21 protein-coding genes, 1 pseudogene and 1 riboswitch are annotated in these 21,116 nt (G+C 51.3%); of the genes and pseudogenes, 15 read left to right on the top strand and 7 right to left on the bottom strand.

The features are described from left to right. Positions 1-156 precede the first annotated feature (156 nt). Together ACQ76X_RS03005 and ACQ76X_RS03000 are read left to right on the top strand one after the other, a co-directional pair. Positions 157-1,089 (top strand): phosphotransferase family protein, encoded by a 933-nt coding sequence (locus tag ACQ76X_RS03005; protein WP_438491394.1) that lies wholly within the window; start codon positions 157-159, stop codon positions 1,087-1,089. 88 nt (positions 1,090-1,177) lie between these two features. Continuing rightward, on the top strand, positions 1,178-1,972 hold the full coding sequence (locus ACQ76X_RS03000) for a TIGR00266 family protein (protein ID WP_076108828.1): 795 nt from the start codon (positions 1,178-1,180) through the stop codon (positions 1,970-1,972). Between the two features lie 138 nt (positions 1,973-2,110). On the opposite strand, the pseudogene ACQ76X_RS02995 reads toward ACQ76X_RS03000, so the two are convergent. Continuing rightward, a pseudogene (locus ACQ76X_RS02995) lies at positions 2,111-2,532 on the bottom strand (hypothetical protein). Between the two features lie 29 nt (positions 2,533-2,561). Beyond that, positions 2,562-3,356: a class I SAM-dependent methyltransferase gene (locus tag ACQ76X_RS02990; protein WP_438491393.1), complete on the bottom strand. Its 795-nt coding sequence runs from the start codon at positions 3,354-3,356 to the stop codon at positions 2,562-2,564. Between the two features lie 118 nt (positions 3,357-3,474). On the opposite strand from ACQ76X_RS02990, the gene ACQ76X_RS02985 reads away from it, so the two are divergent. Both ACQ76X_RS02985 and ACQ76X_RS02980 read left to right on the top strand, forming a co-directional pair. Further along, a complete protein-coding gene (locus ACQ76X_RS02985) occupies positions 3,475-4,176 on the top strand; it encodes a response regulator transcription factor (RefSeq protein WP_438491391.1) in 702 nt (233 codons plus the stop codon). Further along, entirely contained in the window at positions 4,173-5,147 is a 975-nt protein-coding gene (locus ACQ76X_RS02980) for a sensor histidine kinase (RefSeq protein WP_438491389.1), read from the top strand. Before ACQ76X_RS02985 ends, ACQ76X_RS02980 begins: the two co-directional genes overlap by 4 nt. A gap of 53 nt (positions 5,148-5,200) precedes the next feature. On the opposite strand, the gene ACQ76X_RS02975 is transcribed toward ACQ76X_RS02980, so the two are convergent. Together ACQ76X_RS02975 and ACQ76X_RS02970 are read right to left on the bottom strand one after the other, a co-directional pair. Further along, positions 5,201-5,479: a PQ-loop domain-containing transporter gene (locus ACQ76X_RS02975; RefSeq protein WP_438491387.1), complete on the bottom strand. Its 279-nt coding sequence runs from the start codon at positions 5,477-5,479 to the stop codon at positions 5,201-5,203. A gap of 128 nt (positions 5,480-5,607) precedes the next feature. Continuing rightward, a complete protein-coding gene (locus ACQ76X_RS02970) occupies positions 5,608-5,934 on the bottom strand; it encodes a MarR family winged helix-turn-helix transcriptional regulator (protein ID WP_438491385.1) in 327 nt (108 codons plus the stop codon). A gap of 356 nt (positions 5,935-6,290) precedes the next feature. Between ACQ76X_RS02970 and ACQ76X_RS02965 the strand changes: the two genes are divergently transcribed. The 5 genes from ACQ76X_RS02965 to metE all read left to right on the top strand — a co-directional run bounded on the left by ACQ76X_RS02965 (position 6,291) and on the right by metE (position 13,529). Beyond that, positions 6,291-7,061, top strand: coding sequence for an ABC transporter ATP-binding protein (locus ACQ76X_RS02965; RefSeq protein WP_438491383.1), 771 nt, complete (start codon positions 6,291-6,293; stop codon positions 7,059-7,061). Next, positions 7,036-8,985: an ABC transporter permease gene (locus ACQ76X_RS02960; protein WP_438491382.1), complete on the top strand. Its 1,950-nt coding sequence runs from the start codon at positions 7,036-7,038 to the stop codon at positions 8,983-8,985. The genes ACQ76X_RS02965 and ACQ76X_RS02960 overlap by 26 nt, the downstream gene beginning before the upstream one ends. A gap of 17 nt (positions 8,986-9,002) precedes the next feature. Then, entirely contained in the window at positions 9,003-9,635 is a 633-nt protein-coding gene (locus tag ACQ76X_RS02955) for a DedA family protein (RefSeq protein WP_438491380.1), read from the top strand. 72 nt (positions 9,636-9,707) lie between these two features. Next, entirely contained in the window at positions 9,708-10,568 is an 861-nt protein-coding gene (locus ACQ76X_RS02950; protein ID WP_438491378.1) for an undecaprenyl-diphosphate phosphatase, read from the top strand. A 286-nt stretch (positions 10,569-10,854) separates the two neighbouring features. Next, positions 10,855-11,065: riboswitch (cobalamin riboswitch) on the top strand. 163 nt (positions 11,066-11,228) lie between these two features. Then, the gene (metE, locus tag ACQ76X_RS02945; protein ID WP_438491376.1) at positions 11,229-13,529 is read left to right on the top strand and encodes a 5-methyltetrahydropteroyltriglutamate--homocysteine S-methyltransferase; all 2,301 of its coding nucleotides are present in this window, start codon (positions 11,229-11,231) and stop codon (positions 13,527-13,529) included. Between the two features lie 236 nt (positions 13,530-13,765). Here the strand turns inward: metE and ACQ76X_RS02940 are convergent, their stop codons facing one another. Next, positions 13,766-13,918 carry a DUF1540 domain-containing protein gene (locus tag ACQ76X_RS02940; RefSeq protein ID WP_076108838.1) on the bottom strand — a complete coding sequence of 51 codons (153 nt, stop codon included), beginning with the start codon at positions 13,916-13,918 and terminating at the stop codon, positions 13,766-13,768. 407 nt (positions 13,919-14,325) lie between these two features. On the opposite strand from ACQ76X_RS02940, the gene ACQ76X_RS02935 reads away from it, so the two are divergent. Together ACQ76X_RS02935 and ACQ76X_RS02930 are read left to right on the top strand one after the other, a co-directional pair. After that, on the top strand, positions 14,326-15,468 hold the full coding sequence (locus tag ACQ76X_RS02935) for a DUF4349 domain-containing protein (protein WP_438491374.1): 1,143 nt from the start codon (positions 14,326-14,328) through the stop codon (positions 15,466-15,468). A 138-nt stretch (positions 15,469-15,606) separates the two neighbouring features. Then, a complete protein-coding gene (locus ACQ76X_RS02930) occupies positions 15,607-16,221 on the top strand; it encodes a hypothetical protein (RefSeq protein ID WP_438491373.1) in 615 nt (204 codons plus the stop codon). 83 nt (positions 16,222-16,304) lie between these two features. On the opposite strand, the gene msrB is transcribed toward ACQ76X_RS02930, so the two are convergent. Beyond that, a complete protein-coding gene (gene msrB, locus ACQ76X_RS02925; RefSeq protein WP_438491372.1) occupies positions 16,305-17,291 on the bottom strand; it encodes a peptide-methionine (R)-S-oxide reductase MsrB in 987 nt (328 codons plus the stop codon). 170 nt (positions 17,292-17,461) lie between these two features. Continuing rightward, entirely contained in the window at positions 17,462-18,070 is a 609-nt protein-coding gene (locus ACQ76X_RS02920; protein WP_438491370.1) for a TVP38/TMEM64 family protein, read from the bottom strand. Positions 18,071-18,205: 135 nt separating this feature from the next. Between ACQ76X_RS02920 and ACQ76X_RS02915 the strand changes: the two genes are divergently transcribed. From ACQ76X_RS02915 to ACQ76X_RS02900, 4 genes are all read left to right on the top strand, one after another. Next, complete coding sequence (locus ACQ76X_RS02915) at positions 18,206-19,141, top strand: Gfo/Idh/MocA family protein (protein WP_438491606.1); 936 nt, start codon at positions 18,206-18,208, stop codon at positions 19,139-19,141. A 24-nt stretch (positions 19,142-19,165) separates the two neighbouring features. Next, positions 19,166-19,489 carry a hypothetical protein gene (locus ACQ76X_RS02910; protein ID WP_341118946.1) on the top strand — a complete coding sequence of 108 codons (324 nt, stop codon included), beginning with the start codon at positions 19,166-19,168 and terminating at the stop codon, positions 19,487-19,489. A 125-nt stretch (positions 19,490-19,614) separates the two neighbouring features. Further along, positions 19,615-19,932, top strand: a complete 318-nt coding sequence (locus ACQ76X_RS02905; RefSeq protein WP_038594991.1) for a winged helix-turn-helix transcriptional regulator — start codon at positions 19,615-19,617, stop codon at positions 19,930-19,932. A 306-nt stretch (positions 19,933-20,238) separates the two neighbouring features. Beyond that, complete coding sequence (locus ACQ76X_RS02900; RefSeq protein WP_438491368.1) at positions 20,239-20,961, top strand: hypothetical protein; 723 nt, start codon at positions 20,239-20,241, stop codon at positions 20,959-20,961. Positions 20,962-21,116 lie beyond the last annotated feature (155 nt).

The following is a 21,116-nucleotide window of genomic DNA, read 5'->3' as shown; positions in this document are numbered from 1 at the left end:
AAGCTGCCGTATCCATTGCCGCGATAGAGGTCTCTCTATTGCCGGGCACCGTTTGCGTACAGCCGTGGATGAACAGAGTTCATTCACGGCTTTTTGCTGTGCCCTGGAGGAGGCAGACCGGGCTTTGTTTACCAATTCAAAGGGAGATGATGAGTAATGAACAGAGTTAAACCAAACGTCACTGCAGAGGAAATCGAAAGGATTGTCAGAAATGACCGGGGAATGCAGGCCGAGAATATCAGTGCGATGGAAGGCAGGAATCTCAGCAGTGTCTTCTCATTCAAGGCGGAAGACCATGAGTATGTTATCCGGTTCAATGAGGCGGAGGATGCCTTCCAAACCGAGTCCTATATTGCCAAGCTGCTCACTGCACAAGGAGTTCCTTTTCCAAGAGTTTTGGGGCTTGGGGTATATAAGGCATACCGCTATTGCATCTCAGAGCGCGTGACCGGACATGATCTCGCTAAACTGCAGAATGAGCAGAGGCTTGCTCTGCTTCCCGAACTGGTCCGTATCATTACCGGGATGAACGGGGTGAAGCTGGACAGCAGCTCTTCAGGGTATGGTTTCTTGAACAATGAAGGCAATGGTATCTATGCCAGCTGGGAGGAGTTCATCCGCTCTTTTTACGGGCAGGAGCAGCAGGAAGGCTTCTGGAAGAATTGGCATGAGCTGTTCACCAGCAGCTGTCTGGAAAAGGATGTGTTTGACGAGTGCTACGCCCGGTTGCTTGCATACAGCAAATATAACGCGCCGCACCGCCATTTTGTCCATAATGATTGCCATGAGTGGAACATTCTCACAGACGGCCGCCGGATTACCGGAATTATCGATAGCAACAGCATATACGGGGATTTCATGATTGATGTGGCCACAATGCATGCAATGATACCCGGTGTGGATATGGCACAGGTTTTCCGCAGGCATTATGAAGAGCTGGGAGCACCGGTTGCCCATTTTGAGGAGCGCTTAACAGGTGCCCACTATTTTAAAGGGCTGGACGCCATGAGGTTTTACGCAAAAATGGGCTGGGACCATGCTTATATGGAGACGCGCGACCGTCTGCTGTCCATACCCTGCAATATTTAACAGAATGCTGAAACCGCTGCTGGAGGGAGCGCGTATATATCTCATTCAAAAAACATAGGAATACAAAAACTTTAGGGGGATAACAAGGATGAGTGCTCACGAAATTGATTATGTCATTATGGGCGAGGAAATACAGTGTGTGGAGGTGCAGCTTGATCCTGGAGAGAGTGTAATCGCTGAGGCAGGGAGTTTCATGATGATGGACCCGGAGATTACGATGGAGACGATCTTTGGCGACGGATCAGGATCTGGACGAACAAATGGTCTGGTAGGCAAGCTGATGGGTGCAGGCAAACGCCTGTTGACCGGAGAAAGCCTGTTTATGACGATCTTCACACACAGCGGGGCCTATGGCCGGAAGAGCGTCACCTTTGCCGCCCCGTATCCGGGCAAAATCATTCCGCTTGATCTCCAGCAATACCACGGCAAAATCATCTGCCAGAAGGATTCATTCCTCTGCGCTGCCAAAGGCGTGTCGGTGGGCATTGAATTCCAGCGCAAGCTGGGCGCAGGCTTCTTCGGCGGTGAAGGATTCATTATGCAAAAGCTGGAGGGAGACGGACTCTCCTTCGTGCATTCCGGGGGATATGTGCTGGAACGGACGCTTCAGCCTGGAGAGACAATAAAGATCGACACTGGCTGTCTTGTGGCCATGACTTCGTCTGTGGATTATGATATCGAATTTGTCAAAGGTGTTAAGACCGCGCTGTTTGGCGGGGAAGGATTGTTCTTTGCTACCCTGCGCGGGCCGGGCAAAGTATGGGTACAGTCGCTGCCGTTCAGCCGGATGGCGGACCGCATTCTGTCGGCTGCCGGCAATACCGGCCGCAAGGAAGAAGGAAGCATCCTTGGGGGCCTTGGCAATCTGCTGGATGGCAGATAGGATCACCAGAGACAAGAATTAGAATTGCCGCTTATCCACTTCGCGGGTACAGCGTGATTAGAGAAACAGCCGTCTTCACCGGATTACCCGGGAAGGCGGCTGTTTGTTTAGCTGAGTTCTAAGGACATGAAAGGAATACTAGTGTTTGACGGCGGCCAACAGCAGGAACATCGGACGGCGAAATTCCTCTTGCCAAGCCGGATTCTGCTCCAGCATTTCCTTGGTCGGCTGAAGCTCGGAAAGCTTGGTTACCGTGAAGCCGGATTCAATCAGTGTATTGATATAGGTAGCGACATTGCGATGATATTTAATCACATCATGATCCAGGAACCTGGCTTCACGCGCTCCCTCGGTATGATAGTTGTCAACGGGCCAATGCAGTTTTTCTCCGCCGGGGCCGTAGAATCAATCCTGTGCCGCCAAGGCCGTAAAGACCGGAGTCCGGGAAGCAGGGAGCGGAAGGTACTCCATTCTCCGGCAGCTTCCAATCCTCCTGTGGAACGGGGCATTTGACTGTATTTATCAAAAAATCCTGATTCGTCATAGTTGTTCTGCTTCATCAGAGGACTCCTTGGGTGGGGTGTTTGTGTTATTTTACGGCCAGAATAATATTAGTATGTATTCCTTCAGTAAAGACTCCTTTGGGGTCCAGAAGCAATAACCTCTCTTCCAGCTCTCTCTCGAATAGAGGTGCCCGGTCGCCGAGAAACCGCTTCGAGCCAAAGGAGGTGGAATACAGATTCCCCAGTATGGCTTCTATAGTCCACTGATATTCATACATTGGCAGCCGGTGAGTTTCAAGGCGGAAGCTGGATCCGGCTACGATATCCGTGTGACTTTTGACCGGATGAGAATAGGTCGTATTGCCAGCCTTCCGCTCCTCGCCATACCATTTGCGCACGATCCGGTCCACTTCGTTCTGCCAAGGCAGGGGCGCTTGATCGGGCTTGTATTGATCCATAATAGCGACTCCGCCTCCCGGAGCAACCCGGTTGTACAGCAGTTCGAGCACCAGGTCCCTGTCCATCCAGTGAAAAGCCTTGGCTATAGTGACCAGACGGTACACGGGACTGGTGGACAGAGCCAAATATTCTTCTGCTTTTCCCGCAACCCATTCCGTATTAAGCGCTCTCAATTCCTTGCTGATCTGCACCGCCTCATTGATCATTTCCTCTTCGTAGTCGAGTCCGGTCACGCGCTGGACCCAATCGGCAAAACGCAAGGCAAGTTGCCCGGTTCCACAGCCCAAATCCAGCAGTTCGCCTTCCCCGTCCAGCCCAAAGCGGTTCACAAGGAATCTTACCAGCCCGGAAGGATAGAGCGGGCGATACTTCGCGTAATAACCTGCCGATCCTTTGAAAAGATCCTGACCATAATCTATCATGCCACTCATCAGCTCCTTTGACTGAAGATTATAACCTATATTTGACTAGCCTGCAGTGACTGTATATATTATTGGGCAAACCCCTTAGCTTCACTAGGGCGTAAACCGGAGGCCTGATATGTTCAAAATATTTATCATTGAGGATGACCGGGGGCTGGTGGCGCTGCTCCAGGAATATTTACATAGGTTCGGCTATGAAACACAGGCAGTGAACGATTTTGAAGCGGTACGGACCGAGTTTGAGCAGTATGTGCCGCATCTCGTACTGCTGGATGTTAATCTGCCTAAATTTGACGGTTATTACTGGTGCCGCCAGATCCGCGGGATCTCGACCTGTCCGATTCTCTTCATCTCCGCCCGCGACGGCAAAATGGATCAGGTGATGGCGCTGGAGAACGGGGCAGATGATTACATTACGAAGCCGTTTGATTATGAAATTGCCATGGCCAAAATCAAAAGCCATTTGCGCCGCGCTTACGGATCCTATGCTGTGGGAGCAAACGAGCGCAGTCTGGCGGTGTCAGGGCTGACGCTGGATGTGGAGCGTCTGATGCTGTCGCGCGGCAATGCCAAAGTCGACCTCAGCCATACGGAAGCGAAAATTCTCGACGAGCTGATGAAAAAAACAGGCACCATCGTCACCCGTGACCGGCTGCTGGAGAAAATCTGGGATGACCAGGCATTTGTTGATGACAATACGCTGAATGTCTATGTCACCCGTGTGCGCAAAAAGCTGGCAGCGATGGGTATTCAGGACGGGCTGCAGACTGTACGCGGGCAAGGGTACCGGTTAAGCGACAACTGGGGGGAAGTGACGTGAAGCTATTTTTGCGGGAACAGACGCCGTTAATCGTGATCTACCTTGCCCAACTGATGATCATTACCCTGGTGTACCGGCTGGACGGAGGAAGCGGTGTGAATGTCAGTCTGTACGCCGGGCTGCTCAGCACCTTCCTGCTCTTGGCCTACCTTGCGTACCGTTATTTCTCCAACCGGTCATTCTATGAGCGGCTGGAGAGCCTGCCTTCATCGCTGGATGAATCGGGAGGACCAGCACAGGGCTCTCCGCTCGCGGAAAGCCTGCGCAAGCTGCTGGCACAGCAGTTCCGGCTCTACCAAAATGATTTGCACAGCTACCGCCACAAGCTGGAGGAGCATATTCATTTCATCAACCAGTGGGTGCACGCTATGAAGACTCCGCTCTCGGTGATCCACTTGATTATTCAGGATAAAGACGGTCCCCCGTTTACGGCCATTGGCGATGAGCTGGACCGGCTGAAAAAAGGGCTGGATACGGTGCTCTATACCGCAAGACTGGATACGTTCGAGCATGATTTCTATGTAGAGCAGCTGGAGCTGGCGGACATCGTGCGCGGTGTGACCTCAGAACAAAAACGGCTGTTCATCCGCAAACGGGTGTTTCCGGCGATAGCGATGGACAGCGGCATAACCATCACCTCTGACGAGAAATGGCTGACGTTTGTACTGACACAGCTGATAACCAATGCTTTGCGCTATACGGTAGAGGAGGGGCGTGTAGTTCATTTTCGCGGATATCTTCAGGAGAAGGGCAGGGCGGTGCTGGAAGTCCGCGACGAAGGAGTCGGCATCCCCTCGGGGGATTTGCCGCGTGTCTTCGATGCTTATTTTACCGGTGTGAACGGCCGCAGCTTTCAGGAATCCACGGGGATGGGCCTCTATTTGGTGAAGCAGATCTGCAGCAAGCTGGGGCATGAGGTGGAAATTTCCTCTGAGGTGGGCAAGGGTACGGCAGTGCGGATTATTTTCTGAGCAGAGGCTGAAATGGAGAACGTATTGAAGAATCATCCGGGAGCGGGGCGATATTATTCCTTGTGCCGGGGCTGAAACCGCAGGATCAGAATAACGACAGCCGATACTACTGTTAAAGACATAGTGTTTGTGATGAAAAAAGCAAGTCCCACGCCCGTCAACACCAAGTTGACAGCATAGGCTTCCATTAAACCTATCCCCAGCAGCATCAATAAGTAAGACTTCAGGTTTAAGTCCGCAACCGATTTTGTCTTGAGAATTTGGATGATTTGCGGGAGCCAGCCGAGGGAAAGAATGACACCGCCGATCAGCTGCATAAGCGAAAAGAGCATGAGAGCACCTCACAGTTTCTTTTTGTACGTTGTATGCGCCGCGGGCGGAATGGGTTCTTTGCACCTGAAAAAAAACCGCCGCCTCTAGGATGAGGCAGCGGGTCGTTCAGGAAGCCAGGCTTACGCCATCATTGCTGTTTCAGACGCAGCAACTGCTCCAGCAGCTCCTGCACCCTGGTGTCAGGGAACGACTGGGCCAAAACCTCGTTAACGGTCACCCGGGCCCGGTCCAGCTTGTCTTGCCCTATGGCAGTAAGCGAGGTATAGATGCTTCTGCGGTCATCATCACAGGTCTTTCTTTGGAGCGCGTTGCAGCCTTTGGCTTCAAAACGGCTGACCAGTCTGGAGACGGCGCTCTGGCTTAACCCGACCATCGACTCCAATTGCTGCAGCTTCAGCTTCTTCTCCGGGGCTTCGGAGAGAAACAGCAGCAGATAGAATTCTTTTAAAGACAATTGGTAGTTCTCCTGAAGTTTGGTTTCCAACTCATTTGCTACATTCATTTGTATATGGGTCAATGACAACCAGCTGGTTATCAGTTCATTGGCAAGAGTATCCTTCATCGCATATCACAATTCCTCTCCCGGCTATATACCGACTCATGAAATTAAATATTCAACTATTATAGCATCATAGGCCCGTGGTTTGATAGATACAGAGGAATCGGCTGCAGCGTACCGGAATTCTGTCAACTCTATTCTGCTTACAATAATGTAAGGTGACTGTAAGTTTCAGAAATAGCAGCTGTAGTTTACAGTTTGTATAATGAAGTCAATCCAAAACGATCAGGTGAACGAAGGAGCGGAAGCACTTGCCCATATTAGACGTCCATAATTTATCCAAAATATATGAGGGCAAGGTATCGATTCATGCGCTGAACCATATTCGTTTTGCCGTGGAGAAGGGTGAGTTTGTAGGTATTATGGGACCTTCAGGCAGTGGGAAAACAACGCTGCTCAACGTGATCGCCACGATCGACGAGCCTACCTCAGGCGAGGTAATGATTAACGGAGGAAATCCGAATGCGCTCGGGCGCAAGGACAAAGCGCTCTTCCGGCGGAAGGAGCTGGGTTTCGTCTTTCAGCATTTCAATCTGCTTGATACGCTTACCGTAGAAGAAAATATCGTGCTGCCGCTGACGCTCACGGGGGTTCCGCTTCCGGAAATGGAACGCAGGCTGCAAGAGGTGGCTGAGCGACTGGCCATCGGTCCGCTTCTTCATAAACGGACATATGAAATCTCCGGCGGGCAGATGCAGCGGGTGGCGATTGCCCGGGCAATGATTCACCGGCCGGCGCTGATTCTGGCCGATGAGCCTACGGGCAGCCTGGACTCCAAAACAGCGGCCGAAGTGATGAGCCTGCTGGCTGAAGTGAATGAAGCGGAAGGGGCAACGGTCCTGATGGTCACCCATGACGCAGTGGCGGCGAGCTTTTGCCACCGGGTCATCTTTATCAAGGACGGACGTTTCTACAGCGAGATGTACCGGGGCAGCAGCAGGCCGGCTTTCTTCCAGAATATCATTGACATGCTGTCGCTGCTGGGAGGAGCAAGCCATGACCTTTCGGCAGTTCGCTTATAGAAATGTAACGCGGAATAAGCGTAAATACGCCGCTTATTTTGTCAGCAGCGCATTTTCCGTAATGATCTTTTTTCTCTGCGCACTGTTTATATTTCATCCGGCGATTTCGGGCGATATGATCTTGGATACGGCGGCTGACACCATGATGGTGGCTGAGGGAATCATCTTTGTATTTTGTTCCCTGTTCGTACTGGTGTCTGTAGGGTCTTTTCTGCAGTCCCGCAAGCTGGAATTCGGCATCCTGCTGATGCACGGCATGACGAAGCGGCAGCTGAACCTGATGGTCTTTTTGGAGAATATGATGATCGGCAGCTCCGCCATCCTCACCGGCACTTTGCTCGGTCTTCTGCTGGGTAAGCTGTTCCTGATGATTGGAGCGGGGTTCCTGGGCATTGGCCCGCTGGAATTTTATCTTTCCTGGCATGCACCGGTACTGACGATTTGCAGCTTTGCTCTGCTGTTCCTGCTGATCTCGTTAAGTACCTTTGCCTTTATCGGGAACGAGTCGGCGAGAGGTTTGTTTCAGGGCGGACGCAAAGGAGACAAGGAGCCGCGGGTGTCTGCCTTACTGGCGTTCGCTTCGGCCTTGCTGCTGCTTGGAGGCTATGTTCTGGCCGCTACCACGACCGCAGCGTCGGTGGAGAGAGTGATGTTTCCGGTGGTGGCCATTACAGTCGCTGGCACTTACTTGTTCTATACACAGCTTAGTCTATATGTAGTTAGGATAATGAGGAAAGTCCGGCGGTTTTATTGGCATAAGACAAACATTATTACGCTCTCGGGCTTAACCTACCGCTGGAAGGACAACGGGCGGATGTTTTTCATGGTGACGATTGTTTCGGCGGTATCCTTCACCTCTGTCGGGGTATTTGCTTCTATTCATACACTCTCCAAAGAACTGAAGCTGGATTATCCGGCAGCGGTTGGTTATGTGGCCAAGGGCAATGAGGCCGGGTCCGCTGCGGAAGAGGATTTAAACGGGATAAAAGCGGAACTGGAGCGGTTGAATCTTCCCTATCGCTCGCTGGAGATCCAAATCAAATATGCGGAAGTAGAGTCTCAGACCGGTCCCGACAGTACAGAACGTTTGCCGCTGATGGCTTACAGTGATTACAAACAGGCGCTCCAGCAAGCCGGATTTACCTCCCGCGAGCAGCCGCTCCAGGGGAACGAAGGTCTGGTCATGATCGGTTCCCAGCGTGACCGCAGCCTGACCTCTGAACGAGTTCATGCCCTTTATAAGCTGAAGCAGGGAGTAGATATTCAGGAGATCGGATATACGGAGCATGTGCCGATTGCTGAATATCTGCTGCCGGAGCTGGATGGGAGGGATGGCGGTGATTTCAGCGGAGTAGTCGTCAGTGACAGCTTGTTCGCCGCCATTAATCCCGTGCAAAGAGATTTGTATACCGGGTTCTATGTGGACCAATTCCAACAGACGGTTGGTATTGCTTCGGGACTTGCGGACAAAGGCAAAGTGTCCTACGAGAGCAAATCCCCTTATGCCGTTGTGGTCAGCGGCACGCTGTTCGAAATTCAGCGGACGCTATACAGTACGATGCTGTTTGCTTCGCTTTTAGTCGGCACCGTTTTTTTTATCGCCGCAGGCAGCTTTTTGTACTTCCGGTTGTACATGGATCTTGACCATGACCGGCTGCAGTATTCCACCTTGTCCAAAATGGGCCTGACCGACCAGGAACTGGACCGGACCGTGACCCTGCAATTGTCACTGATGTTCTTTATTCCGGTGGGGCTTGCCATCCTACACAGCTTGTTCGCCTTTATTGCGCTGCAGCGGCTGTTCTATCTGTCCATCGCTGCCGAAACGGGTGCGGTGCTTATCGGCTACCTGGCTGCGCAGGGGTTATACTTCTTCCTTATCCGCAGCCGTTATTTGCGCAATCTCAAAAAAAATCTCATCTGAACGCGGAGGAGCACGAAATGAAAACATGGATTACCGATTTTATGGAACAGTTCGGCTATCTGGGCATTTTTCTGATGCTGGCCCTGGAAAATATTTTTCCGCCTATCCCCTCGGAGGTAATCCTTCCGTTCGGCGGTTTCATGACAACCACTTCCGGGATGACCATCCCCGGCGTGCTAATCGCCTCAACGGCTGGCTCGCTGCTGGGAGCGCTTGTGCTGTACTGGATCGGCCGGATGCTGGACGTGAACAGACTGGAGCGGATTGTGGACCGCTGGGGCGGACTGCTCCGGATCAGCGGAAAAGATATCCGCAAAGCGGATGCCTGGTTCGACAAATACGGCTACTGGACGGTATTGTTCTGCCGGATGATTCCGCTGGTGCGGAGTCTGATCTCCATTCCTGCCGGAATGTCGGGGATGAAATTCGGATTATTCATGCTGTTTACGACGATCGGGACGCTCGGCTGGAATGTGCTGCTTATTCTGCTTGGTGCTGCGCTGGGAGAATCCTGGGAGGATATTGGCGTGTACATGGAAGCTTACTCGAGTGTCGTCTACGTATTGATTGCTGTGGGAGTTGTTGTGGGTGGTGTGCTCTATTTCCGCAAACGCCAGTCCGGTAGAAAAGCGGTAGATACCACGGATTAATTTAATACACAGGTTTCTCAGAACATTTAAAGCCTCGCATAGGGTGAGGTCAACAAAAAGGAGGGGATCAATATGGAGCTGCTGACTATCATGAAAGCCATCATTCTGGGCATTGTAGAAGGATTAACTGAATTTGCTCCGGTATCCTCGACCGGCCATATGGTAATCGTGGATGATATGTGGCTGAAATCCCAGGAATTTCTAGGAAAATATGCGGCGAACACGTTCAAAGTAGTCATCCAGCTGGGGTCGATCCTGGCGGTAGTCATCATTTTCCGCAACCGGTTCATCGACTTGCTGGGTCTCAAGCGGTTCAGCCGCAAGGAGCTGACGGCGGTGCCGGAAGGGCAGCCTCCGGTGGAGACGGAAGGCCGGCTGAAGCTGGCGCAGGTCATTGTGGGACTTATTCCTGCAGGAATTTTCGGGTTTCTGTTCGAGGATTACATCGACGAGCATTTATTCTCGACGTCGACGGTGCTGATCGGTCTGGTCATTGGTGCAATATTCATGATTTTTGCCGACCGGTTCGCCCCCAAAAAAATCAAGACAGAGAGTGTTGACCAAATTACATATAGACAGGCGCTATCGGTAGGTTTGATCCAATGCTTGTCGCTCTGGCCCGGCTTTTCACGCTCCGGATCGACCATCTCAGGTGGAGTGCTGCTGGGTATGAGCCACCGTGCGGCTGCAGATTTCACCTTTATTATGGCAGTGCCGATTATGGCGGGTGCGAGTCTGATTTCACTGGTCAAGAACTGGCAGTATTTTACGATAGATGCCCTGCCGTTTTTTATTGCCGGGTTCATTAGTGCCTTCCTGTTCGCGCTGCTCTCTATGAAGTTTTTCCTGAAGCTGATCAACCGGATCAAGCTCATGCCGTTTGCGATTTACCGTCTCGTTCTTGCCGGCGTAGTCTACCTCGTTTGGTTCTAAAAGACAGGCTGGAATAGTCCGTTGATTGCTATCATTTATCGAAAAAGAACCGGGTGTACCTCCTTGCCAAGGACGGTGCGGCCGGTTCTTTTTGCTGTATACCAAACGTTTTGCTGAAGCTGCTTCTTAAAGGGAGGCTGTGAGGGAATGTGCGGCAGAATCCCCGCAAAATGAGCCTGCACGGCGCCAGCTATAGGGAATGTGTATAACGGGAATACCCGTAAATCTGTTGCGGATAAGGTATCGGATTCAGTATGATGGCATCAGATTACGGGATGAATACAATTTGCAAATATCGGAGACAGGCGCCAGCCGGAGCATCAGAAAGGCCCGGAGGCTTAATAGGGAAATTCGGTGACAAGCCGATGCGGTCCCGCCACTGTAACGGAAGAGTTCATAGCAGCCTATGTCACTGGCCATCTCTACTTCGCCGGGAAGACTTGCTGATGGATGCCGACGCCGCTAGCCAGGAGACCTGCCTGTCTCAACAGCACTGCAGTACCTACGGAAGATAGGGAGGTGTTAAGACGTTACCCATTGGCAGCCCATGGGCGTCTTTCCCTGCGGCCTGGTTAGGGGAAGACGCTCTTTATTATTGATAACGACTGAGATCATTAACTAAAGCTTAAGGCATTTACTATAGACAAGGGAGTGACTGTAATGACAAACAACATCAAGACGAGCAGCCTCGGTTATCCGAGAATCGGAAAGAACCGGGAGTGGAAAAAGACGCTGGAGGCTTACTGGAGCGGCAAAATCAATGAAGAAACCTTCCGCGCGGAAATGGCCGGTATTCAGCTTCAGCACCTCAAGACACAGCAGCAGGCCGGGATCGCACTGATTCCTGTCAATGATTTCACCTTTTATGACCATGTGCTGGATACCGCTGCTATGTTTGGCATTGTTCCTCCACGTTATGCCTACGACGGCGGTGACATTCCGCTCGATCTGTACTTCGCCATGGCGCGCGGCAATTCGGCCGCCCCTGCCTGCGAGATGACCAAATGGTTCAATACGAATTACCATTATATCGTGCCGGAAATCGGCGAGCAGACTCCCCGCCTGATTGAGAACAAACCGCTCGCTGCCTACCGTTTCGCCAAAGAGCAGGCGGGTATTGAAGGCAAGCCGGTTATAGTCGGGCTCTATACCTTCCTGAAGCTCTCCAAGGGATTCGCTGCTGATCAAATTGCAGAGGTTGCTGCCCGTTTCCTGCCGGTGTATGTGCAGCTGCTGCAGGAGCTGCAGCAGGAAGGCGTGGCTTGGGTACAGATCGACGAACCGGCAATTGTCACCGGCTTAACCGCGGAAGAAGTGGAACTGCTGGGAACTATCTACAGAGAGATCGCTGCAGCAGTGCCCGGACTTCAAGTCTTGCTGCAGACTTACTTTGAAGCTGCAGAGCCGCTGGAAGTGCTGCTGGAGTTGCCTGTGCAGGGTATCGGACTGGACTTTGTCCATGACGGCGGGGCTAATCTGGCGTCGATCCGGCGCCTGGGCTGGCCGGAGGACAAATGGCTGGGAGCGGGCATTATCGACGGGCGCAATATTTGGCGCTCCGATCTGGATGCCAAGCTTGAGCTGGTCCGTGCGCTGAAGTCCCATGTGCCGGACGAACGGCTGATCCTCCAGCCATCCTCCAGTCTGCTGCATGTGCCGGTAACCGTTCAAGGCGAGGACAAGTTAAAGCCTGCGGTACGGCAGGCGTTGGCCTTCGCCGACGAGAAGCTGGCGGAGCTGAGTCTGATTGCAGCAGCGGCGGGAGAGGATGGACTGGTCTATGCCGCAGCGCTCGCCGAGAGCCGCGAGGCGCTGAATGTGTTCCGCGCCCTGCCGGAACGCGGGCGCCGGGATGTGGCTGAGCAGGTGCGCAGCCTGGATAAGCTGCCGGACAGCCGCAGCTTGCCCTTCGCGGAACGCGTAAAGGTACAGCAGCAGAAGTGGCAGCTGCCGTTGCTGCCGACAACGACGATCGGCAGCTTCCCGCAGACGCCTGAAGTGCGCCAGGCCCGGCTCAAATGGCGCAAGGGCGTCTGGAACCAGGAGCGTTATGACGGATTTATCCGCCAGCAAATTGCAGATGCGATTACTTTTCAAGAGGAGCTCGGGCTGGATGTGCTCGTGCACGGTGAATTTGAGCGGACGGATATGGTTGAATTCTTCGGCGAGAAGCTGGCAGGGTACCTCTTTACCAAAGGGGGCTGGGTCCAATCCTACGGTTCACGTTGTGTGAAGCCGCCGGTCATTTATGCCGATGTCGCGTTTACCGGCCCTATGACAGTGAAGGAAAGTCTGTACGCCCAGTCCCTCACCAGTCTTCCGGTAAAAGGGATGCTGACCGGTCCGGTGACTATTCTGAACTGGTCGTTTGTCCGTGATGATCTCAGCCGTGAAGAGGTGGCCAACCAAATCGCCCTTGCCTTGCGTTATGAGGTTCAGGCGCTTGAGGAAGCGGGAATCGAGATGATTCAGGTGGATGAACCGGCGATCCGTGAAGGCCTGCCGTTAAAGGCTGAAGATCATGAGCATTATTTGAACTGGGCGGTAAGATCTTTCCGTATCGCTACCAACCCTGTGAAGGCGACCACGCAGATCCATACGCATATGTGCTACAGTGAGTTCAATGACATGATCGGATCAATCTCGGCGATGGATGCCGATGTAATCTCCATCGAGACCTCGCGCAGCCATGGGGAGCTGATCGTCAGCTTTGAAGAGCAGGAGTATGGCAAGGGAATCGGTCTTGGTGTGTATGATATTCATAGTCCGCGTGTACCGAAGGTAGAGGAAATGACACAGGCTATTGAGCGGGCGCTGCGTGTGCTTGATGCCGGACAGTTCTGGATTAATCCGGATTGCGGCCTGAAGACACGGGGCTGGGAAGAAACCGGAGCGGCGCTGCGCAACATGGTGCAGGCTGCCGTGATTGTCAGAGAGAAGAGCGGAGCGGTCAGCCGCTGATACGTCCGTTATAACTGGCCTCCAATTTCCTGGTGATCCGGAGGGGGCTGAATATTCCGGAAGAAGTCCAGCTAAGGTCGGCATATATACTGTAAAAACCAATCCGGGGTATTCCACCCCGGATTGGTTTTTTGTGGCGATCTTTTTTAGTATAAACACTTGATAATAATTCTCATTCTTGATAGAATGGGTAACAGAAAAGAAGGAACCGTGGAGGGTCCCTTCTAAGTTTACGCTTATTTACTTTCGAAAGTTTTGCAGTCTGTTTCTTCAGACTGTGTAGGCTCTTTGGAGCTGTGATAAGCAACAAAAATGGACTCAGCGTTGCATTTGTTCTCTTCTGCCCAATAGGTGCAAGAGTTCACTGCGCACAATACGTCTTTTGCCATGAGGGTTCACCTCCCCTTATAGTGGATTGGCAACATGATTAGAACGTTTTGATTTGTCCTGTTCAGCAAGGTGGAGCTTGTCCGAACAGAACCCTGCCCTTATTCCTTGTGAATAGAGGGTTTTTGGTGTTTCCTGTCTTTTCAGACACGATTATTGTAGCAAATAAAGCCTGATTTCGCAAACAGGATCATTCAGCATTCGAATGATCCTGTTTGCGATGTAAACGGTGTTATTTTTGGGAATAAACATCAAAAAAGGTCCGAAATTCTCCAATCTCCTGCAACCTTCCAGCTTTTGGAACGTCAAAATAAATAACGCGGAAGAGACTCAGAGATCAAAGGGCCTTTCGCCGGAGTAGTTTATATAGAAGAAGCTGAAATTCCACTACACTTTTGGAGGAATGAGAATGCGAAAATGGGGTCTGCATTACTTTTTATTTTTATTTGTTCTAGCAGTTGTGCTGGCAGGCTGCGGTTCAGGCGACGACAACAACTCGGCTGCTGATCAACTCAGTGCGAACACCTTCTCTGAGGGAGGGGCGGCAGATTCAGCACCTGAGGCTGCTTTGGTTCAATCGAAGGATTCTTCGGCGGAGTCTGCTACAGTAACAGCAGGCGGGCAGGATCAGAAAACCGATGCGAACAAGACGGGGACAGCCAAGAATCTAGGTACAGAACAGGGTGCTGAACAACCTTCCGGATTTACCGGGAGCGATGTTGCAGCCGGACTGAACAAGAAGCTGATCTACCGGGCCAACCTCAATATGGAGGTAAAGGACTATGCCTCAGCGCAAAGTGATGTACGGAACATGATTACTTTGGCCGGCGGCTATATTATTGAATTTTCGGAGAATATGTCTGAATACGAGAAGGGCGGGACCTTTATTCTGAAGGTGCCGGCTTCCGGATTCGCCTCTTTTCTGGATAATCTGGAGAAGATCAAGAATGAGAATATTCAGCAAAGCATCACCGGGCAGGACGTCTCAGAAGAATATGTTGATTTGGAATCACGTCTTAAGGCTAAGCAGCTGATGGAGAACCAGTATATCGAGTTTATGAAAAAAGCAACCAAATCGTCCGATCTGGTCGCTTTCGCTAACCAGCTTGGAGCGATTCAGGAGGAAATCGAGCAGATTAAAGGCAGAATGCGTTATATTGATCAAAATGTCTCCTTCTCCACCGTGGAGCTCCGCCTCTATCAGACGGACGAAAGCCTTGCTGTTACGCAGAAGAAAGAGCAGGGTCCGCTGTTAGAGCGGGCATCGGATGCGCTCAAGAGCAGCCTGAACGCTATGTCTATTATGTTGCAGTGGCTGGTTGTTTTCCTTGCAGCGGCACTTCCGGTGCTCCTTGTAGGCGGAGTGGTTACAGTGATTGTCCTCTGGTTCCGGAGAAAATCCAAGGAGCGTGAGAAGACGCATAGGGATCACATCGGCCAGACCAACCGGGAGCAAGGCAGGGAGACTCTGAACCGCAGCAGCGCAGAGCCTGCACCGGAGAATAGAACTGCCCCCGAAGAAGATGCGGGTGAACCGGAGAATAAAGGATAAAGAATGAGCCCCCTGTATGGGATGATAAGTTTTTTCGGAGCTTGGTTGTAATTCTCTTATGAAATTTCCCTAATAGATGAGAAGCAAAGATGGCGCGCCAGCTTCTACTAACTAATATGTATAGGGAGATGGATAAGAATGAACAGACACGGAGCAGTTAGAACAATTACCAATGCAGCCAGCTACACAGGGGTAACAACAAAGCTTATTCTGCCGACAACCATTAATCCGGTAAACGGCTACGTCGACTGGTACTTGGGCATCGGAGATGCCTCCATTGAAGCGGGGATTTCCTACTCTTACCTTGGGTTCAAAGTGTTTCTTGGAGCCTCCTACGGAGGAACCAGCACGTATTATAATTCCCAAGTTGTATCGAGTCTTGCCAAAGGCCAGACGGTTGACCTTAAGCTCACTTATGATCATTCCACGCGTCAAGCCACCCTGTATCTGAATGGTGCGGCGCTCCCTTGGACCGACCACAAGGATGTCGGCAATGCGTCGAAGGCGCTGGGGACGTATAACAAAGTGAAAATGATACACGGTGTGGAGGATCAAGGCGCCAGCTCGTACAGCCAAGCCAGCTTCTCCCAAACCCAGCTGCGTACGGACACAGCCGGGGCAAATTACACCCCTTGGACCAGCAGCCTCTCAACAACACAAAAGGTTGCTGTAGGCAGTGGTGATCCAACCAGTGCGAATAAATTCTCAGTGATTAATTTTGCACCACTTATTACGAAGCTTGACCCTGCATAAGCAAATACAAAAAAAGAAACTCTGTAATCAGAGTTTCTTTTTTTTGTATTTGTTAGATGTTTAGAATTCCTGTTCTTTATGAATCAGGCATGCTGGAAGAGCACGCGGTACTCTCCATAGCCTTCCTTCTCCAGATCTTCTTTCGGCACAAAACGCAGGGCAGCCGAATTGATGCAGTACCGCAGGCCATTTTCACCGGGACCGTCGTTGAACACATGACCAAGATGGGAATCGGCAGTTTTGCTGCGTACTTCCGTGCGGATCATCAAGTGGCTGAGATCGGTTTTCTCCTTGACTGAATAGTCGCGGATCGGCCGGGTAAAGCTGGGCCACCCGCAATCGGAATCGAATTTATCCTGTGAACTGAAGAGCGGCTCGCCGGATACGATATCTACGTATATACCGTCTCCATGATGATCCCAGAATTCGTTGCGGAAAGGCGATTCCGTTGCGTTGTTCTGCGTCACTTCGTATTGTAGTGGCGTCAAACGTTCCTTCAGGCTATTTTTATCCTCCTGATGTGTCCAGTGATTCTCGATAAAAGCATCCCGGCCGGAGCCCTTGCGGTAACGCTTGTAGTGTCCGGGATTCTTATGATGATAACCCTGGTGGTACTCTTCGGCAGGGTAAAACGGTTTGGCCGGCAGGATTGGGGTTACAATTGGCCCCGGGAAACGTCCGCTGGCCTGTAGCGCAGCCTTGGAAGCTTCTGCCTGCCGGCGCTGCTCCTCCGAATGGGTGAATATTGCCGTGCCGTAGGAAGTTCCGCGGTCATAGAATTGTCCTCCGGCATCGGTAGGGTCTATCTGTTGCCAGAACAGCTCCAGCAGCTTGCTGTATGGGAAAATATCCGGGTTAAAGGTAATCTGTACCGCTTCAACATGGCCGGTCGTTTCTGAGCACACTTCTTCATAGGTCGGATTGACTGTATGCCCGCCCGTATAACCGGAGAGGATCTCGACAATACCCGGCAGCTCCTCAAAAGGAGATACCATGCACCAGAAACAGCCTCCCGCAAAAGTCGCTTTTTCTGTTTTGGTGGCTATATGGTTAGACTGAACATCACTCATAAATATCCCTCCATTCATAGAATGCAATTAAATAGATCACAATTCAATTTAATTATAAAGCAAATTAGATCACTCTGCCAGCGGATGCAATTCGTGTGGAGGAAAGCTCGTAAGCAACATCCTCATAGCAGCCGGGACTCTCACTGCCACATGTGTGCTCAGTTGACTCTTTATTCCAAGGAACGGCGGGACCGGAGGGACCATACGGCCAGTGCGATTACGGCGACATAGACCAGAATAGCTATAACAGCGCTTTTCGGATGGAGGACCAGTTGTCCTCCAAGAAAGGCGTACAGCGATATGCCAGGGATTTTGCCTAGGCCGGTAGCGGCGAGATAACTCCAGAAGTGCAGTCCAGATACACCGGCGTAGATGTTCACCGCCATTTGCGGAATTACCGGAGTCAGACGGGCAAGCACAATGGAAGCAAAGGGGCGCCGCTGTACGGCAGACGAGAATTTCTCAAGCAGTGGTATAGAGGCTAAGTATGTACCCGCCCTGTCTTGAAATATATATTTTACGATGCCGTACACTACCGCGGCAGCTATAGTGGTTGCTAACCAGCAGATGGCTGCGCCGGCTACACTTCCGTAGGCATATCCGAATAAAGCGATGACAGCTTTATAGGGTATGACAGGAATAAAGGCCAGCAATGTGGCTGCGCCGATCGACAGGAGGAGATTATGGTCCTCCCGCAGCCAGCCCAGGATTTCATTTCTATAGATAAACGCGAGGATTACACCCGCAACATACAGCAAAGCCATCAGCCATTTTCTCATTCTACTATTCCCTTTCTTCCGTTCATTCATCTCATCATACTGAAAAAAAAGTAATTAATGAAGCAAAGATCATTTGTCGAATGAGCTTGTCACTGTATAATACATCTAAGAATGACAGAAGAGGGAGAGGCTATGATGAATAACACTGCACGTAAAAGAGTGGCGATGGTCGGCATCGGTGATATTGCCCGTAAAGTCTATTTGCCGCTGCTCTCCCGTCATGACCAGGCCGAGGTCGTTGGAGTGCTAAGCCATTCTCCGGCTACGGTTCAGGGAGCGGTCCGTATGTACCGCTTGCCCAAGGGTACGACCGATCTAAACGAGCTGCTGTCCTGGGATCTTGATGCGGTCTTCGTGCACAGTCCCACGCCTACTCATTATGAGATTGTGACCCAGTGCCTGGAGCACGGATTATCGGTGTATGTGGATAAGCCGCTGTCTTATGAGCTGGAACAATCCCGGCGGATGGCGGAGCTGGCCGAAGACAAAGGACTGCTTCTGGCTGTAGGCTTCAACCGCCGGTATGCCCCGATGTATATGGCAGCCAAGGCCTGGCTAACCAAAGCCGGCGGCATCAGCCATTGTCAGGCGGTCAAACACCGCACGAAGCTGCAATCCGGCAGCAGCCGTGAAACTGTGCATGATGATCTGATTCATATGCTGGACCTGCTGCTCTGGCTCTGCGGCGGGGATTATGAGCTGCTTCACAGCAGCCTTAAGTCCGATCAGGAAGGCAGGCTGCTTCAATCCTCCGGAATGCTGTCCTGGACCAGCGGGGAGAGCGGAATGTTCAGCATGGTCAGGGATGCCGGAGCTGACCTTGAGAAGCTGGAGCTGCACGGAAACGGCAGATCAGTAGAAGTGGTGGACATGGAGAAGGTTACATTATTCGAGAAGGGTTCCCTGCCACGCAACCAAAGCTTCGGAAGCTGGGATACGATTCTGGAGCGGAGAGGCTTCAGCGGCGTGGTCAGTCATTTTTTGAACAATATTCATACCCCGGAGCAATGCGGCATCGCAGCTTCCGCCGTTCTGCCCAGCCATGTGCTGGCAGCGAAGCTTGCCGAATGACAGAAGAGCAGAAAGGAGCACACTATGGACGAGTACAGCAAATCAATGGAAGAGCAGATTATCGAAAGCTACAAACGGGATGAGGAAATGATGATTCTCGTGTTTGCCCAATGGTGTGTGAACAACAAATTAGACCCGCATGCGCTGTATCTGCAGGCTTACCCGCAGCAGGAGGGCAATGCCGCGCTCAGCAGGGCACTGGCGCTGACTGTACCCGAGGAAGAAGCAGGCTTTATCTCCGATGATACGGTTCTTGGAGTATTGTCCCTCTATAGCAACGATGATCTGGCTTACGTGGTAACCGAGGCGATTGCACAGCGAAAGCCGCCGCAAGGCACCGTGGATTGACATCAGGGATATAATTAGGTAGGCTAGTGAACTTTTTTTTGGTAAACGATGTTCATTACGCTATAAATGTGGTAAAATTATATATACTAACTAATTGTAAGTTTCACAAGTGAGAGGTGAGAACAATGGAAGAACATCAACTGACGATGTGCCCAAGATTCGAAACGGCCTTCTCTTTCTTAGGCAAACGTTGGAATGGGCTGATTATCCAGACATTGATGAGTGGACCGAAGCGTTTTAAGGATATTTCCGGCCTGATTCCATCAATGAGCGATAAGATGCTGTCCGAACGAATGAAGGATCTGGAATGTGAGGGCATTCTGGTAAGGCATGTGTATCCGGAAACTCCGGTGCGCATCGAGTACGAATTAACCACTAAGGGCCGCGCACTTGAGCCGGTTATGCAGCAAATTCAGTCCTGGGCAGAGAGCTGGGTCGAGTAGCCCGCGCTTCAGCGTCCTATTGATCGCCTCTTTTCCGCTACGTGGAAAAGGGGCTTTTTCAAATTTATTCAAATTTTTTCAAATAAAACTTGCACAATCAACCACAGGATATAATATAATAGAAAAAACTGTTGCCGGGCGGTGTGCGAGCGTTACCAAATATATGAATATGCTTTCGAAGTAAGTTTTGTCGTAGTGGACTCGAAGAAGTAACGCTAACAAAACTAAGTGTATGCTTTCGAAGTGAGTTTTGTCGAAGTGGACTCGATGAAGTAACGCTAACAAAACTTTTAGGAGGCGAGGAAGATGAAAACCACCTTGTTTTCCCGGGAAATAACATATGGAAAAGATGATGTTGCTGAGCTGGAGACCGCCTCAATTAGAGTTCAGCTCATTTACGACAAGACGTTGTTTATGCTGCACGGGCATCTTCCCGGCTCGTTATGGGATGCGTGGATTGGAGTGCCCTACGAAATCATTTCCTCCTTATACAAGGGAGACAACGATAGCGGGAGCGTGTTTCAGAAATGGATCCAGAGCCCGACCGGCTGGAAATGCATCGGCTGTGAACGGCATTGCCTGGAACCGTCGGCAGTCCCGGACAATCTCAGCTCCGGCCAGCAGCGCAGGTTCACCTTCCATAATGGCATCCGGCAGAGCATGGTGCTGCAGGCTGTGATATGGTCGCTGTATGAGAATACGGTGCTGTTTCAGCCATACTTGGGCGAAGAAGCCTTTCTGGATGGCGATGATCTCGATACAATTTCCACGTATTTCGTACCGACCTATATGAATAATCTAAGGCTGGCCGAGATTGGCAAACCCAGCAAAGAATATAAAGAAAAGAACATAAGAGTGTATCAGGAATGGATCGCAGCTCCCGATCTTGTTCTGCAGTGGAATGGCGGCCTGACTGAGGGCCGATGGATGACAGGGGTGTATGTAGACCATTCCCGCTTTGCCGGGCTGGGACCTTACTTGAAGGACGCTGAGGGCAAACGGACTTATATGCAGGCGACGGTCCGATAGCGAAGGTTGATACAAGAAGGATTGTAAGAATATAAAATAAACCAGTGGGAATGTCTATGACAACAGCGCGTGCCGGTACAATCGGTGCGCGCTGTTTTGAGTTGGGCTTGAAATCGCTAACAATAATAAGCACGGACAATCTGAACTATGGCTGT

Source organism: Paenibacillus sp. IHBB 3054, from assembly GCF_051594305.1.
Lineage (GTDB): Bacteria > Bacillota > Bacilli > Paenibacillales > Paenibacillaceae > Paenibacillus_AQ.
The sequence above is the reverse complement of the archived record's forward strand: the minus strand, read 5'-3'. Positions and strand labels throughout refer to the sequence as shown.

Coding starts and splice junctions, on each gene's coding strand:
- ACQ76X_RS02975 (WP_438491387.1), bottom strand. CDS start 5,479: ATGCTCTTTTCGCTTATGCAGCTGATCGGCGGTGTCATTCTTTCCCTC.
- ACQ76X_RS02900 (WP_438491368.1), top strand. CDS start 20,239: ATGAAAACCACCTTGTTTTCCCGGGAAATAACATATGGAAAAGATGAT.
- ACQ76X_RS02990 (WP_438491393.1), bottom strand. CDS start 3,356: ATGATAGATTATGGTCAGGATCTTTTCAAAGGATCGGCAGGTTATTAC.
- ACQ76X_RS02955 (WP_438491380.1), top strand. CDS start 9,003: ATGAAAACATGGATTACCGATTTTATGGAACAGTTCGGCTATCTGGGC.
- ACQ76X_RS02940 (WP_076108838.1), bottom strand. CDS start 13,918: ATGGCAAAAGACGTATTGTGCGCAGTGAACTCTTGCACCTATTGGGCA.
- metE (WP_438491376.1), top strand. CDS start 11,229: ATGACAAACAACATCAAGACGAGCAGCCTCGGTTATCCGAGAATCGGA.
- ACQ76X_RS02910 (WP_341118946.1), top strand. CDS start 19,166: ATGGACGAGTACAGCAAATCAATGGAAGAGCAGATTATCGAAAGCTAC.
- ACQ76X_RS02985 (WP_438491391.1), top strand. CDS start 3,475: ATGTTCAAAATATTTATCATTGAGGATGACCGGGGGCTGGTGGCGCTG.
- msrB (WP_438491372.1), bottom strand. CDS start 17,291: ATGAGTGATGTTCAGTCTAACCATATAGCCACCAAAACAGAAAAAGCG.
- ACQ76X_RS02920 (WP_438491370.1), bottom strand. CDS start 18,070: ATGAGAAAATGGCTGATGGCTTTGCTGTATGTTGCGGGTGTAATCCTC.
- ACQ76X_RS03000 (WP_076108828.1), top strand. CDS start 1,178: ATGAGTGCTCACGAAATTGATTATGTCATTATGGGCGAGGAAATACAG.
- ACQ76X_RS02930 (WP_438491373.1), top strand. CDS start 15,607: ATGAACAGACACGGAGCAGTTAGAACAATTACCAATGCAGCCAGCTAC.
- ACQ76X_RS03005 (WP_438491394.1), top strand. CDS start 157: ATGAACAGAGTTAAACCAAACGTCACTGCAGAGGAAATCGAAAGGATT.
- ACQ76X_RS02950 (WP_438491378.1), top strand. CDS start 9,708: ATGGAGCTGCTGACTATCATGAAAGCCATCATTCTGGGCATTGTAGAA.
- ACQ76X_RS02935 (WP_438491374.1), top strand. CDS start 14,326: ATGCGAAAATGGGGTCTGCATTACTTTTTATTTTTATTTGTTCTAGCA.
- ACQ76X_RS02915 (WP_438491606.1), top strand. CDS start 18,206: ATGAATAACACTGCACGTAAAAGAGTGGCGATGGTCGGCATCGGTGAT.
- ACQ76X_RS02905 (WP_038594991.1), top strand. CDS start 19,615: ATGGAAGAACATCAACTGACGATGTGCCCAAGATTCGAAACGGCCTTC.
- ACQ76X_RS02960 (WP_438491382.1), top strand. CDS start 7,036: ATGACCTTTCGGCAGTTCGCTTATAGAAATGTAACGCGGAATAAGCGT.